13 protein-coding genes and 4 tRNA genes are annotated in these 15083 nt (G+C 41.2%); 13 read left to right on the top strand and 4 right to left on the bottom strand.

Annotated features, from left to right (window positions below):
• Positions 1–82: 82 nt before the first annotated feature.
• The 8 genes from dinG (at position 83) to CWC28_RS16390 (ending at position 6341) form a co-directional block, all read left to right on the top strand.
• On the top strand, positions 83–2158 hold the full coding sequence (gene dinG / locus CWC28_RS16425; protein WP_063707072.1) for an ATP-dependent DNA helicase DinG: 2076 nt from the start codon (positions 83–85) through the stop codon (positions 2156–2158).
• On the top strand, positions 2158–2934 hold the full coding sequence (locus tag CWC28_RS16420; protein WP_105175119.1) for a TSUP family transporter: 777 nt from the start codon (positions 2158–2160) through the stop codon (positions 2932–2934). Before dinG ends, CWC28_RS16420 begins: the two co-directional genes overlap by 1 nt.
• Positions 2935–3543, top strand: a complete 609-nt coding sequence (locus CWC28_RS16415) for a primosomal replication protein (RefSeq protein ID WP_105181595.1) — start codon at positions 2935–2937, stop codon at positions 3541–3543. It begins immediately after the preceding gene.
• On the top strand, positions 3540–4433 hold the full coding sequence (locus CWC28_RS16410; RefSeq protein WP_171038314.1) for a histone deacetylase family protein: 894 nt from the start codon (positions 3540–3542) through the stop codon (positions 4431–4433). Before CWC28_RS16415 ends, CWC28_RS16410 begins: the two co-directional genes overlap by 4 nt.
• A gap of 46 nt (positions 4434–4479) precedes the next feature.
• Positions 4480–4752: a late competence development ComFB family protein gene (locus tag CWC28_RS16405; protein ID WP_063707060.1), complete on the top strand. Its 273-nt coding sequence runs from the start codon at positions 4480–4482 to the stop codon at positions 4750–4752.
• Positions 4749–4907: a YbaM family protein gene (locus CWC28_RS16400; RefSeq protein ID WP_082874113.1), complete on the top strand. Its 159-nt coding sequence runs from the start codon at positions 4749–4751 to the stop codon at positions 4905–4907. Before CWC28_RS16405 ends, CWC28_RS16400 begins: the two co-directional genes overlap by 4 nt.
• A gap of 72 nt (positions 4908–4979) precedes the next feature.
• A complete protein-coding gene (locus CWC28_RS16395) occupies positions 4980–5867 on the top strand; it encodes a DMT family transporter (protein ID WP_105181593.1) in 888 nt (295 codons plus the stop codon).
• A 231-nt stretch (positions 5868–6098) separates the two neighbouring features.
• Entirely contained in the window at positions 6099–6341 is a 243-nt protein-coding gene (locus CWC28_RS16390) for a hypothetical protein (RefSeq protein WP_058583760.1), read from the top strand.
• A 25-nt stretch (positions 6342–6366) separates the two neighbouring features.
• On the opposite strand, the gene CWC28_RS16385 is transcribed toward CWC28_RS16390, so the two are convergent.
• From CWC28_RS16385 to CWC28_RS16370, 4 genes are read right to left on the bottom strand one after another with little or no spacing between them, the layout of a single operon-like run.
• Entirely contained in the window at positions 6367–7023 is a 657-nt protein-coding gene (locus tag CWC28_RS16385; RefSeq protein WP_138625429.1) for a tRNA (adenine(22)-N(1))-methyltransferase, read from the bottom strand.
• Complete coding sequence (locus CWC28_RS16380; RefSeq protein WP_138625436.1) at positions 7023–7952, bottom strand: class I SAM-dependent methyltransferase; 930 nt, start codon at positions 7950–7952, stop codon at positions 7023–7025. Before CWC28_RS16380 ends, CWC28_RS16385 begins: the two co-directional genes overlap by 1 nt.
• 5 nt (positions 7953–7957) lie before the next feature.
• Complete coding sequence (uvrB, locus tag CWC28_RS16375; RefSeq protein ID WP_138625428.1) at positions 7958–9952, bottom strand: excinuclease ABC subunit UvrB; 1995 nt, start codon at positions 9950–9952, stop codon at positions 7958–7960.
• A complete protein-coding gene (locus tag CWC28_RS16370; RefSeq protein ID WP_138625427.1) occupies positions 9949–11328 on the bottom strand; it encodes an MATE family efflux transporter in 1380 nt (459 codons plus the stop codon). Before CWC28_RS16370 ends, uvrB begins: the two co-directional genes overlap by 4 nt.
• 1063 nt (positions 11329–12391) lie before the next feature.
• On the opposite strand from CWC28_RS16370, the gene CWC28_RS16365 reads away from it, so the two are divergent.
• The 5 genes from CWC28_RS16365 (at position 12392) to CWC28_RS16345 (ending at position 14894) form a co-directional block, all read left to right on the top strand.
• Positions 12392–12468, top strand: a tRNA-Asn gene (locus CWC28_RS16365).
• Positions 12469–12489: 21 nt separating this feature from the next.
• Positions 12490–12566, top strand: a tRNA-Asn gene (locus CWC28_RS16360).
• A gap of 19 nt (positions 12567–12585) precedes the next feature.
• A tRNA-Asn gene (locus tag CWC28_RS16355) sits at positions 12586–12662 on the top strand.
• A gap of 29 nt (positions 12663–12691) precedes the next feature.
• Positions 12692–12768 (top strand) — tRNA-Asn (locus tag CWC28_RS16350).
• A gap of 182 nt (positions 12769–12950) precedes the next feature.
• Positions 12951–14894, top strand: coding sequence for an EAL domain-containing protein (locus tag CWC28_RS16345; RefSeq protein ID WP_105181590.1), 1944 nt, complete (start codon positions 12951–12953; stop codon positions 14892–14894).
• Positions 14895–15083: the final 189 nt, after the last annotated feature.

The raw sequence follows: 15083 nt of genomic DNA, 5'->3' as shown, positions 1-15083 counted from the left end.
TCGAACAAGTCGCTTGTAGTTGCCCAGTTAAATCTCTAAAATTCATTACTGTAATTATATACATACTTTAGGTTTTCTGGGCATGCTTTCTGACTCTTTAAAAAAAACAATTCGGCAAATTCATAAGCATGTTGCTGATAACCTCACCGATTACCGCCCTCGAAGCAGCCAGAACTATTTAGTTGCCGAAATTGCAAAAACGCTGGCTGGCGAATATCACAAGAGCCAACGAATTTGTGTTATTGAAGCAGGCACCGGCACCGGCAAGTCGCTGGCGTATTGTCTAGGGGCATTGCCTTTGGCGATGGCCAAGAAAAAGAAATTAGTGATTTCGACGGCAACCGTTGCCCTTCAAGAGCAGTTAATTAGTAAGGAGCTGCCTTTTTTTAAAGAGCACTCTGGCCTCGACATTAAGTTTGATTTAGTGAAAGGTCGACAGCGTTATATCTGCGCACAAAAACTCAGTGCTGCTGTAAATGGCGACAGTCAAACGCAAATGGAGTTTATGCCGACCCTATCATCGCCGCTTTCAGATATGGAAACCAAATGCTTAAAGCAACTTTATGATGCTTATTCAAAAAAGCAATGGCAAGGCGACCGCGATAGCTGGGCTGATACTATTCCTGATAAAGTGTGGAATTTAATTGCCTGTGATAAGCACTCATGCCAACGACAAATGCGCGCTCATCAGCTCTGCCCTTTTCATATGGCGCGTCAGCGTCTGATGCAAATGGATGTGCTAGTGATCAACCATTCTCTATTACTGGCTGATCTTGATTTGGGTGGCGGTAAAATTCTACCTGAACCTGACGATACGATTTATGTAATCGATGAAGCGCACCATTTAGCGCACATCACCCGCGATTTTTCTTCTGCTGCAGCAACCATTAAAGGCACCATAGATTGGCTCGACAAGCTGGTTAAATTTGCTGGTAAAATGGCTAATGTGCTCGTAGGTCAAAAAGCGATTGGGCAAAATTTTAAGCTCAGTGACAGTATCAATGATGCTGGTAAAAACTTAAAAGTGGTGCGTGATATTCTTGATAACGCAGACTTTAATTATAACAGTGATGACACCTATCGTTTTGAACATGGTGAAATCCCTGCTTCTTTACATGCCAAAGCAAAAGATATTAGCGATGCCACCCTTGATGCCCTAAGAGCACTCAACAAGATGCATGACACCTTAGTTCAAGACGTAAGTGATGGCGATATAAAACCTTATGTGGCTGATCCAATCTTGGCTGAAAGTGGTCAGTACATTAATCGCTTAGAGTTATTGAACAAGCTGTGGTTTAGCTACGCCACAAAAGGCGAAGGTATTCCCCATGCGCGATGGATAAAACGCTTGGAATATAAGAACCATCACGACCATTTACTCAGTGATTGCCCTATTGAAGTTGGCTATTACCTAAAAGATAAATTATGGAATCAATGTGCGGGTGCCGTACTTTGTTCAGCCACCTTAACTGCATTGGGTTCATTTGATCACTTTGCCTATGAATGCGGTCTTGCCAAAGAAGAAGGCGTAAAATACATAAAAGTCCCTTCTCCGTTTGATTACCCAAAACAAGCGACGTTGCATATTCCTGCAAGTCATATTGAGCCGACCGATAAAGCGTTTAGCGACCACTTGGCTGAGCAATTACCTAAGTTCCTTGATGATAAAAAAGCTAATTTAGTGTTGTTTGCCTCTTATTGGCAAATGGATCATGTTGTTAAAGCGCTGCGTAGCAAAGGAATTGAGATCTTAGTGCAAGGTGAAATGTCTCGTGAAACACTGTTGAAAAAACATAAAGCCAATGTAGATTTAGGCCGTGCTAGCTATTTATTTGGCACTCAAAGTTTATCTGAAGGTCTTGATTTACCAGGTAAGTACTTAGAAAACCTGGTAATAACAAAAATTCCATTTGCGGTGCCTACCTCACCAATAGAAGAAGCTCAGGCTGAGTTTGTGCAAAGTAAAGGTGGCAACCCGTTTCTTTCGATAACCGTACCTGATGCGGCAAAGAAATTAGTACAAAGCTGTGGTAGACTGCTGCGCAAAGAAAATGATCAGGGTCGCATTACTATCCTTGATCGCCGACTAGTGACCAAGCGATATGGCAAAGCCATGCTCGATACCTTGCCACCTTTTAAAAGACAAATTGATTATTAATGTTTGAATTAGCTTTAGACCCAACAACCTGGGCACTATTATGCGCAGTCGCACTAGCAGCGGGCTTTATCGATGCAATTGCAGGCGGTGGTGGCATGTTAACAGTACCCGCGCTATTAACCGCAGGCTTACCGCCCCACCTCACCTTAGGGACCAATAAACTTGCAGCAAGTTTTGGTTCATTGACGGCCAGCGTAACGTATTTTCGTAAAAAGTTGTTCAACCCACGGTTTTGGGCTGCTTCCATTGTTGCAACAGCCATTGGTGCACTCATAGGTACTTTAGTGGTTGATTACTTAAGTATTGAATTTTTAAATAAATTACTACCGGTGGTGATTATTTTAGTCGCTTGTTACAGTTTATTTGGCAGTTTAAGTACAACTGAGCATAACGAGTTACCTGAGCTTGATGGTAAAACTAAAGTTAAACAATGGCTGCAAGGTCTAGGACTTGGTTTTTTTGATGGCTTAGCAGGCCCAGGTACTGGTACCTTTTGGACCGCATCAAATAGCCTATTATATAAAATGAGCTTATTGCTTAACTGTGGCCTTGCCCGTTCAATGAATTTTGTTTCAAACTTTATTTCATTGATCACCTTCGTCGCGCTTGGTCATGTGAACTTTTTACTTGGCATCACAATGGGCTTTTTCTTAATGCTAGGTGCATGGCTAGGTGCACATTCAGCAATTAAGTTTGGTGGTAAAATGATCCGCCCAGTGTTTAACACTGTGGTTATAGTGTTAGCATTAAAGTTAATCTATGAGGCATATTTATAAATGCAATCAACTGCTTTTGATAAACTACGGTCACAAATTGAACGGCTAAAACAGTTAGCCGTGCAATTTGATAAGGGTAATTTATTTGCAAAAAATCGCTACATGCAAGCCCAACCAAGTTTGTTTGATAAAGCCGTGTTTAGCACAAAAAGTATGAAGTTAGCCGACTATGTAACCGAAATTGAAGATGAGCTTAACAGCCTGCCGCCAGCTGAGCATCGCCATGCCTATCAATATGCGCTTGAGCGTATTACCCTTCAGGTAGAAGCGGTGTTTAATGTGATCAAATCAACCCCGGTTTGGGCTAAAGAAAATAAATACAGCTTTAAGCCAAAAGCAAAGCCACAGGTTTACAAGCAAGCCGTGCAAAAAATCATTCAGTCATCTCATGAATTGTATGACGAACTCAAGCAAAACCATGAGTTTGAACGCCGCTTAGTTTTGATGATCGAAGAGCGAAAGCTTAAGCTCGACGCAGCAAATTCACAGCAAGCAACCGAAATTAATAAAGAAATATTAGCTTTACATGCAAGACTTGGTCGTTGTCGTAAAGCCATTTCTGCCACTGAAGACAAAATTCAACAGGTCGAGAAACAGCAGCTGAGATAATGTTTTACTATCATCCAAGTTATTCAGCGTTAGCTTTACCAGAGCGTCACCGCTTTCCCATTGATAAATATCGCTTGTTAAAACAGCTTGTCAGCAACTTTATTGATGAGCAGCACTTCATTACCCCACAACAAGCCACTAAAGCGCAGCTTACTCTGTGCCATAACCCCGACTATGTCGACGCTTTTTTAACTGGCAGTCTTGATAGCAAAGCAATTAAAAAAATGGGCTTTCCTTGGTCCACTCAATTGGTTGAACGAACACTTTACTCTGTTGGCGCGAGTATTCAAGGCGCTGAGTTTGCTTTGCAACAGGGTGCGGCTTTTAATCTAAGTGGTGGTTATCATCATGCTTTTACAAGCTATGGTAGTGGTTTTTGTATATTCAATGACTTGGCGATAGCCGCAGCACACTTAATTGATACAGAGCAAGCCGACACCGTATTAATCTTTGACTGTGACGTTCACCAAGGTGATGGCACAGCCGAAGTTACACAAGTACATCCCCAGATCATTAGCTGCTCTATTCATTGTCAGCAAAACTTCCCGCGAATTAAACAGCAATCAAACTACGATTTTGCTTTAGAGCATGGCACTTCAGATACTGAATACCTTGAAACAGTAAAACAAGCTTTAGCCCTAACAATTAGACTCCACCAGCCAGACATCATTTTGTATAACGCTGGCGCAGACATCGCTTCGGATGACGAATTAGGACACTTTCAAGTGAGTTTAGAAGGCGTGTACCAGCGTGACCATTTTGTATTAAGCCAAGCAAAGCAAGCAGAAATCCCAGTCTTTGCAGCCATGGGCGGTGGCTATCAACGAAATGTAAGCCGTTTGGTTGATGTTCATGGTCAGCTTTTTAGGGCGGCTGTCGATTTATTTTAAAGCTTGGTATACACTAAAAGTGACTGTTTAATTAGGCTTATTTTGTATGAAAATGCATGACGACATTCACAACTACTATGAAAAATTAGTTGTCGAAGACATCACTAAACGCAACTTAGAATCGACTTACAGTGATGATATTATGGCAGATTTATGCTGCACCGTATTAAACCAACTGCCTGCCCGTTACATCCGTTACGATGTCGACATGGAATTTTATTTACCGCAAACAGAACGTATTAGAATGGAGCAACAAGTGCAAACGGCCATCGATGTAGCGATCAGCCAAGTTGCTAAGAAAAAGGAACTGCAAAAATGAGTAATGAGTTAGATAGCGCGCCTAACTACATCAAAATTGCTGTTGATCTTATTATGCTCTTAGAACAAAACGACGTACCTGCCGAAGACGTATTAGCCGCTCTAGAAATCGTTAAATCTGACTTTGAAAAGAAACTTCCCCAATCAACTGATTAATAGTCCGAAAATGGCGAGTATTGGGGCATAAATTTGTTATGCTCAGGTTTTATAATTTAAGAATGTAAAACCATGTCATTGCCAAGTTTATTACGCCTGTTCATCCTTGCTGCTATTTGGGGCGCTTCCTTCTTATTTATGCGCATGGCAGCGAATAGCTTAGGCCCTGCAGTATTAATAGAGTTAAGAGTCGGCTTTGCAGCAATAACACTGTTTATTTTTGCGCTGTACTTACGCAAGAAACTGGCTTTCACGACCCACAAAAAGCATTTTTTCATTATTGGCGCGCTTAATTCCGCCATTCCCTTTTTATTGTTTGCCTTTGCAGCACAAACAATTAATGCATCTACCTTATCCATATTAAACTCAACAACGCCAATTTGGGGCGCCATCGTAGGTATTGTATGGACTAAAACGAAGCCCACTAAAAGTATGTTGCTTGGCTTACTGTTAGGTTTAACGGGCGTGGCCATTTTGGTAGGACAAAATAGCCTGACTATCGACAGCCAAGCCATCACGGCCATTGTTGCAGCACTGTGTGCTTCACTAAGCTATGCCATCGCATCTCATTACACCAAACATGCCCCAAAGTTATCAGCTTTTGATAATGCCCATGGCAGTATGTGGGCGGCGAGTATTATGGTACTGCCGCTTATTTTTGTTATTCCTGCCAGAGAAATGCCAAGTAACGAGGTTATGCTTGGGGTACTCGCACTCGGTGTACTGTGTACAGCGATAGCGTATATCTTGTTCTTTCGTTTGATTGATGACATTGGCCCAACCTCAGCGCTGACTGTTACTTTTTTGATTCCACTTTTTGGCATAGTATGGGGTAATCTAATTTTAGATGAGCAAATTGGTCCCAATACCTTAGTTGGCGCACTGTGTGTTATCGCAGGTACCATGTTGGTCACGGGCTTTATTCGCATCAAGCCGTTTCTAAAACGAAACACCTTGTAACAGAATGCAAATTGCATTTTTAAATACAATCTATACTCTATTATACCAATTCGCTTAATTAAGTAGTCTATTTTGAGGCAATAAAACCTCGTTGATAACAAGGCAAAAATTTCGTTATTTAGTTGTTCTAAATGAGAAATTTTTAACGCAGTTAACGACAGGTTTAATCCCTCAAAATGATTAAGTATTATAGTGAATTGGTATTGGGTACTAAAAAGGAAGGAGAAGTGTATGTCAGGTACTACCATGGTGGTGTTAATCGTGCTGATATCAGTTGGCTCTGGGGTAATTTATGATATGTATAAAAAACACCTTGAGTTTAAATCACGAACTTTAAAAAATTCAAAAGAAGCCAACGAACATGTAGCCGAAGTAACAAAAGAGCTGCAAGAGTTAAGAGAGCGTGTGCAAACGCTCGAAGCCATTGTCACCGATTCAAGCTACAACGTAAAACAAGAGATTAATAAACTTTAATTAACTCTAATTAAGTTAGCTCTAATTAAGATAATAATGCACTGTATTGTTCAAGCACAGGCTGATAATAATCGGCGTCTTGATTTAACATGCGTTGGTAATGAGCACATAACTGCTTTAAATACGTTTGGTGCTCTTTACTTGTCAGCTGCCACATTTGCTGCCCGACTCGCGTGATCGGCTGCGAAGATGACGCACTCATGGCAATGATTTCATAAAAGCGTTTGTTTTCACACACCAACTGCTCAGAGATGAGCCCCAATGGCAGTGTTTGTAAATAGCTGCGAACTTGATAACTGTGATGCACCGGGCAAACAATAAAGTCGATATGCGTATTTGGCTGTTGACTGACAATCTTCGCTAAGAACTGCACTAACAACTCTCCGCCCACCCCAGCAATAATAACTAGGTGGCGTTTTTGTGGGTCTGGTGTAATCATTGCCACATCTTGGCAATGTACCTGCCAACGACCGCGTTGCTCACTTGTAGCAAAACGTTCGAGTTTATCACTTAGTGCCTGCATCAACTCAGGCACAATATCGACAAAATGTATAAGCGGTGCTTTATCTTGCTGTAAAAGCTCAATCCCTAACAAACCGTGATCGCAGCAACAATCCCAGATCTCATCATAATCTGAATCAACCACATCAACGATGGCTGAAAGCCGTTTACTCAGTGCCATTAGTTTGCTGTTTTATAAACTAACGCTTTTAAGCTGCGATCACTGTCTACCTCAACAAAGCCATCTGTAGGAGCTAGTCGCTCAACAAAACTAATTGCACCTTGTGTATGCTCGGTAATGAGATCTTTAAACGCCTGCTCTGAAAGCTCAGGGCTATTGGCACACAGTAATAACTGGGTGTTTTCATTCAACAGCTCAGGTAAACGACGTAGAATTTTTTGATAATCCTTAGTCAATATAAAGCTGCCCTTTTGGAAGCTAGGTGGATCAACGATGATCAATTCATAGGGCGCTGATTTTTTTAGTTTACCAAATGATTTTAAAATATCGTGCGGGAAATAACTCACACCTTGCTCAAAACCATTTAGCTGATGATTTTGTTTACCCGTGCGCAGCACACCTTTATTCATGTCCATATTAATAACTTGGTCTGCCCCACCCTGCATTGCTGCAACAGAGAAGCCACATGTATATGAAAATAGGTTGAGCACTTTTGCATTTTTACTATTGGCTTGAACAAACTCACGGCCACGGCGCATATCAGGGAAAATCCCGGTATTTTGGCGACTCAATAAATCGACTTTAAACTTAATGCCGTTTTCACTCACTAAATGCTCTTGCGGTAATTCACCAAACATAAGGGCATTACGGGTGTTAATGCCGCTGCGCTGCTGGTAAACCAATGCACTCACAAGCTCAGGCGCGTTCTCTTGCGCCCATTGCCACAGGGTATCTGTTAATTGCGCAAGTGCTTGTTCTTCAATTTCTTCATATGAAACTAAAAAGAGTGCGGGCGGATAAAAATCCAAATTAATGTGGCTCAGCTCAGCCACTGAGTGGCCACGGCCATGAAATACACGACATAGTTCATTTGCAGCAAGAGGAGCCTCTGCTAAGGCATTTAAAATGGCAGAAAAATCGTTTGTCATCATCTTTAATTAATTAACTGTTGTTGTAATTCGTGAATTTCATCACGCACAGACGCCGCTTTTTCAAACTCAAGATCGCTGGCATAGGCATGCATTTTCGCTTCAAGGGTTTTGATTTGGCTGGCAATATCTTTTGCACTGAGCACTTTCTTAGACTCTTTACGCACCACTTTAAGGTTGTCTTTAGGACTTGCTTCTTCGCCCACATCCATAATGTCGGTGATACTTTTCACCAGCGCTTGTGGCTCAATACCATGTTCAAGGTTATAAGCTTGTTGTTTTTCACGGCGGCGGTCTGTTTCATCAATGGCTTGTCGCATTGAATTAGTGATGCGGTCGCCATACAGAATTGCTTTACCATTTAAGTGACGAGCGGCACGTCCTATTGTTTGTATAAGCGAACGAGTCGAACGTAAGAAACCTTCTTTATCTGCATCAAGTATCGCCACCAGTGACACTTCTGGCATGTCGAGACCTTCTCGCAATAAGTTAATGCCCACTAACACATCAAACACACCGGCACGTAAATCACGGATAATTTCAACCCGTTCAACAGTGTCGATGTCTGAGTGCAAATAGCGCACTTTTACGTCATGGTCGTTGAGATAGTCGGTTAAATCCTCGGCCATACGCTTAGTTAAAGTGGTCACAAGTACCCGCTCGTTCACTTCAACTCGTTTATAGATCTCAGAAAGTAAGTCATCAACTTGGCTGCCCACAGGGCGCACTTCGATTTCAGGATCAATAAGTCCGGTTGGACGAATAACCTGCTCTGCAACCTCCCCTGATGAGCGCTCAAGCTCAAAGTCACCAGGTGTTGCCGACACATAAATAGTTTGCGGTGCGATGGCTTCAAATTCTTCAAAGCGTAATGGACGGTTATCTAATGCCGATGGCAAGCGAAAGCCATACTCAACAAGGTTTTCTTTACGGCTTCTATCGCCTTTATACATAGCACCAATTTGCGACACAGTAACGTGTGATTCATCAATAATCATCAATGCATCATCGGGTAAGTAATCAAGCAATGTCGGCGGCGGATCGCCCGGTGTTCTACCCGATAAGTAACGCGAATAGTTTTCGATGCCTGAGCAATAACCAAGCTCGGTCATCATTTCAATATCGTATTGGGTGCGCTGAGCAATACGTTGCTCTTCTACAAGTTTGTTGGCACTGAGTAACTGAGCTCGGCGGTCTTTAAGCTCATCTTTAATTTTATCAATGGCATCGAGAATTTTTTCACGGGGTGTTACATAGTGCGTTTTCGGATAAATAGTCGCGCGTACAATGTGCTTTTCAACGGCTCCTGTAAGCGGGTCAAAAATACTTAAGCGTTCAATTTCATCGTCAAACATCTCGACACGAACTGCGTAAGTATCCGATTCAGCAGGAAATATATCGACCACTTCGCCACGTACACGGTATGTACCGCGGCTAAATTCAATATCGTTGCGTGTATATTGCAGCTCAGCAAGACGACGCAGCATATCGCGCTGATTAACGGTTTCACCCACTTTCAGCAATAGCATCATCTTCATATATGAGTCAGGGTCACCCAAACCATAAATAGCAGACACCGATGCCACAATAATGGTATCACGTCGTTCAAGTAGCGCTTTGGTGGCACTTAAACGCATTTGTTCAATGTGTTCATTGATAGAGGCGTCTTTTTCAATGAAGGTGTCGCTGGCTACAACATAAGCTTCTGGCTGATAATAATCATAATAAGATACAAAATACTCAACCGCATTATGAGGAAAAAATTCCTTCATCTCACCATAAAGCTGTGCAGCGAGTGTTTTGTTGTGCGCCATGATAATGGTTGGTCGATTCAAATCATTAATGATATTCGCCATGGTGAAGGTTTTACCCGTTCCCGTAGCCCCTAATAAAGTTTGATGCGCAAGGCCGGCCTCTAGACCCTCTTTTAATTGTGCAATGGCTGTTGGCTGGTCGCCATTTGGCTGAAATTTTGAAACTAGCTGGAAATGGTCGCTCATGAATGGCACTCCTTCATATATGACTCGCTTAATCCATCAACTTCTTTAATAAACCACTTATAAGCCAAGGTTGCAGTAAATAAGTTACCAATCGCAGCACCAATAAATAAACCACTCAAGCCCGCAAATTCACTGCCTATATAAGCAAAAGGAACATAAAAAACAAACAGGCGTACCACACTTAAAATCAGTGCATTCATTGGTTTATGCAGGGCATTAAATGAAGAATTAGATAAAATAATCACCCCTTGTAAGCCATAGCTTAGCGGTAAGATATAGATGAACAACTTAATCACATCCAATACCGCTTGCTCTTTACCAAACACATCAGCAATAAAGCCTGAGGCTAATAGCAACACTATATAAATAGCGAACTGCCAAATCATCACGAATTTCAGGGTTTTTGTGTAGGCTTCTTTCACTCGTTCAAACTTACCTGCCCCAAAGTTTTGACTCACAAATGGCGGTAAGGTCATTGATAACGCAAGCACCACAAGGCTTGCGATAGATTCAATGCGACTACCTACACCAAACGCCGCAACCGCTTCAGGACCATGTTTAGCCACCAATGCTGTCATGACCGCCATGGCAATAGGTGTCAGCATATTTGCACCAGCCGCAGGCAAACCAATTTTAAGAATTTTACGAATCGAACTAAGCGGTGTTTGCATACCAGAATGCAGGCTTAATAAGCCATTTTTTACCGCAAGAATGTATAAAATAATAACCACCGCAACTGACCATGCAATAACACTGGCAATCGCAGCACCTTGAATACCTAGGGCAGGAATAGGCCCAAATCCAAAAATAAGCATAGGGTCTAAGATGGCATTAATGAGCCCCGCTCCCCCCATGACAATACTCGGTGTTTTGGTATCACCACTGGCTCTGAGCACTGAGTTGCCAACCATAGGGGTAATTAAAAATACACTCCCTAAGAACCACACACTCATATAGTCGTGGATAAGCGGCAAGACTTGTTCACCTGCACCTAATAACTTAAAGATAGGCTCTATTAATAGATAGCCCACCACAGAAAGACTAAACACCATCACCACCGACACCAGTAACGACATGCTAGCATCAAAGCGTGCTTCATCTAATTTATCGCTACCGAGAGCTCTGGCTATCACGGCTGAAGTGCCTATCCCTAAGCCGATTGCAAGGCTAATTACAGTAAAGGTTACAGGAAAGGTAAAACTGACAGCAGCAAGAGGTTCGGTGCCTAATAAACTAATGAAGAAGGTATCAACCAAATTAAACATCATCAGAGTGATCATTCCGAAGATCATAGGAATGGTCATTTTTTTCAAGGTTGGCAGAATGGGTGAGTTTAAAAGATCAGGTTTAGTTTTGCTCTGCGGTTTCACGCTCATGGGAATACTTTGCCTCTTTTTCTGAACCTGTAAGTTTAAAGCATCCTTCCCTTGCAAGCTATGCTTTATTAACAGAATCAAAATTCATACACAAAACTATTACTTTTGACGCTTTGACATAAAAATAACGGCCAACCCCAATAAAAAACAATATAAAAACAAGTTTAATAGCTTTGTTACAATTAAAAGGCAGCTATCGCTGTTTTTTTACACAATAAATAGCGCCATTTCATCGTCACGAATAAATTTACTCATCAATTCAGCAAGGCTTCAGATAAAAACAATAACCCTATGATTTTTAAATAATTAAAAAAAATGAATTAAATACTTGAAATTGCTGTAGCCCTCGAAAATCCTAGCACCATAGCTGTTCTTAAAGTTTAATAAACAGAGTTATCCACAGAAACCGTGGATAACTCTCTAGAAGCCGCAAATATAAAGGCTTTTAAGGCGGGTGTTTATCACTTAATACTAAGAATACCAAAGCCTGTTGTTTTAACCCTTTTATAAGTTTCTCGAAAAGAACGCGCAAAAATTGTTCTACCGCTATGCAAAGTTAACTATGACAAGAAAAGATTAGAACGGCTTAGGATACTAACCCATTGATATAAATTATTAAAAATAAAATTCCAGCAATGCCGTGAAGGGTATATTTCACTTTTCCTAAAAAATTACACGGACTTTTGCATGCCCAATAAAGTCAATTGTTCGAAAAAAACGGCGACTGTTGATCCCTAATAAAAAGAATTAGATTTGATTTTGACGATGAGAAAAAAACATTGCATTAATAGTAATTTCCTCGATTTGGTAAAGAATATCTATGCAAAGAAACTTTTTTATATTTTTAAAAAACGTACCGCTGCTCAAAAAGCATGCAAAAAAGCCAAGCTTTCGACATAGATCCCCCGCTGCTAAGCAAAAAATGTTGAGCTTTTCAGCTACATTTTGCTCAGATCGAACATAAAAACATCGAATAAGCTTCTTTTTTGAATTTATGAAGTTTTTATGTTGACACTTTGCAATGCTGTCATTAATATTTCGCCCCGTTGAAAGGCATGACGCTTCCCCCTTAGCTCAGTTGGTTAGAGCGACGGACTGTTAATCCGCAGGTCCCCCGTTCGAGTCGGGGAGGGGGAGCCAAGTTTTTCAATCATAAACGTTTCCCCCTTAGCTCAGTTGGTTAGAGCGACGGACTGTTAATCCGCAGGTCCCCCGTTCGAGTCGGGGAGGGGGAGCCAAGTTTATGAATATGATTGTTCCCCCTTAGCTCAGTTGGTTAGAGCGACGGACTGTTAATCCGCAGGTCCCCCGTTCGAGTCGGGGAGGGGGAGCCAAATCATAGCACCACACTACTCTATTTAGTTCCCCCTTAGCTCAGTTGGTTAGAGCGACGGACTGTTAATCCGCAGGTCCCCCGTTCGAGTCGGGGAGGGGGAGCCAACTCCACGAATCCATTAAACTTTTTATCTACTACTATTCGTCGATTGTATTAGACTTTAAAGCACTTATAATCTAACCTAATTTTAGTTTATTCTGTATTATGCTTTAGAATACAACGACTATACTTAAAGCAATCAATCAAGGAATTGATTCCTTCCTTTAGGCTTTTAAAAGATAAGAACATGGCTGGCTTTAAAAAACTAATTTTCATACAACTTATATCTTGGTTGCTGTTTGCACTTTTGGGCGGTTACTTTATTGCACTAAGCTTTGATAGCGCAGTCAGTGATGCTCAGCAAAAAGCACAGCGTGTCGTAAACGCATATATAAATACGCAAACAATTGAACAACTTGCACCAGAGAAAATTCAAAAAGCATTTGCCGATGGCAGTACCTTTTCTAAGCTTGTGATCCGTGATCAATCGGGTCAAGTGGTAGGCATGGTTGAATCAAGCCAGTCCCTGCCCTTGTTTGCAGAAATAGTTAATAATAGTTTTAATTCAATTCGTCCTCAGTTTGCCGTAAACCAAACATCCGACATTAAAGTCGAATTCACGATTAATGCGCATAATCTTGCTAGCCTCTTACAAGAGTCTTTATTCATTGTCATTTTGATTTCAGGCCTTATCGCCCTACTTCCTATTATTTATATGAAGAGCATGTTTCGCCGCCTTAATCGTAAAATTAGCACCACGATTTCGGATATCGTTGACATTTACATTAACCAAAATCAAGTTAATGGCGACCTTGAACAAGCAATGGACACCACGCGTCTAAAAAAACTAAGCAAAGATTTAATTCCTTCTTTCAATCGTCTATCGCATTTCTTACAAACTAAACATGATGATATTCAAAACAATGCGCTAAGCATTAAAAAAGAAGCGTATAAAGATGTAGTCACAAACCTTGGCAACCGTAATATGTTTGTTGAGTACTACGAGAAGAATATTGAAAACGCAGAAAAAAGTACCTTTGGGTCACTTGCCATGGTGCGTTGTAGCGAATTGCAAACCATAAACCAAACCCGTGGTTACCAAAAAGGTGATGAATACGTAAAAGGTGTGGCCGATATTATTAAACATATCAGTGGCACATACACTGGCAGTCAGGTTTTTCGTTTAAATAGCTCAGATTTTGCAGTGGTATTGCCAAATACCCCACTTAAAGAAGCAGAGCGTTTCGGTGACAACTTACAATCACGCTTTACACAGTATCAGCAAAACCAAGAATTAAGCTCAGTAGCCAATACGGGTATTGTCGGTTACGAAAAAGGTAAGCCGCTTGGTGAATTGTTATCGATTGTTGATAACGCAATGAGCATGGCGCAATCAAAACAAGCGAACGCATGGCATGTACAGCGTGAAACTGACTTAGTTAATAATGCCAGTGCTGGTTTTGGTAATCAAAACTGGCGCAAAGTGATTAACGAAGTAATAGAATCAAAACGTGTACACTTAGTGATGCAAAACATTATGCCGATAGGTAAAAGTGTTAAAGCTTATGCTGAGATCCAAGTGCGTTTTAAAAGCGCAGAAAACCAAATGCTACCGACCGCCTCTTTCCTGGCTATGGCTGAAAAATTAGAAATGGCAATGGAAATTGACCGCTTAATTATCGATAGCACTCTGGAAAAGGTCAAAACGCGTAACTTCTCTGAAAAATTCTTCGGTATTAATGTTACAGCTTCAAGTGCTCACAATGATCAATTTGTGATCTGGCTAGAACGTCGACTTTTAAAAGACAGTAATATTGCCTCAAAACTGGTATTTGAAGTCAGTGAGTTTGGTTTACAACAAAACATTAAAGCAAGTAAGCGCTTTATCGATATGGTTCACCGTGTTGGTGCACGCATCACTGTAGAACGTTTTGGTGTGGGATTAACGTCATTTAAATTCTTTAGAGACTTAAAACCAGACTTTATCAAAATGGACGCAAGCTATACTCGCGGCCTTGAAGAAGATAAAAATAACCAATACTTCATGCGCTTAATGGTGGATTTAGCTCACCGCATTGGTGTGAGTGTATTCGCTGAAGGTGTCGAAAGCCAAGAAGAAAAGCATATTATCGAAACGCTGTGTCTTGATGGTGTGCAAGGTTATTACATCGAAAAGCCAAAAGACATTTAACCCCCTCTTAAAGGCCCAAAAAACCTTACTGTTTTTGGGCCTATTCCAGCTATACCCAAGCCACCTCAAGATGCAGAATTCAGCGTTTCACAGGTGCTTAATATCAAGGCGTTACTTTGCAACAATGGTAGTCCCTTTTAAGAAGTAACAACGATGAGAGTAAGTGCCTGTGAAACGCCCAAAGGGTTG

The organism is Pseudoalteromonas sp. S4492, assembly GCF_005886115.1.
Classification (GTDB): domain Bacteria; phylum Pseudomonadota; class Gammaproteobacteria; order Enterobacterales; family Alteromonadaceae; genus Pseudoalteromonas; species Pseudoalteromonas gelatinilytica.
Note: the sequence above shows the minus strand (reverse complement) of the source record. Positions and strands in the feature narration are given on the sequence as shown.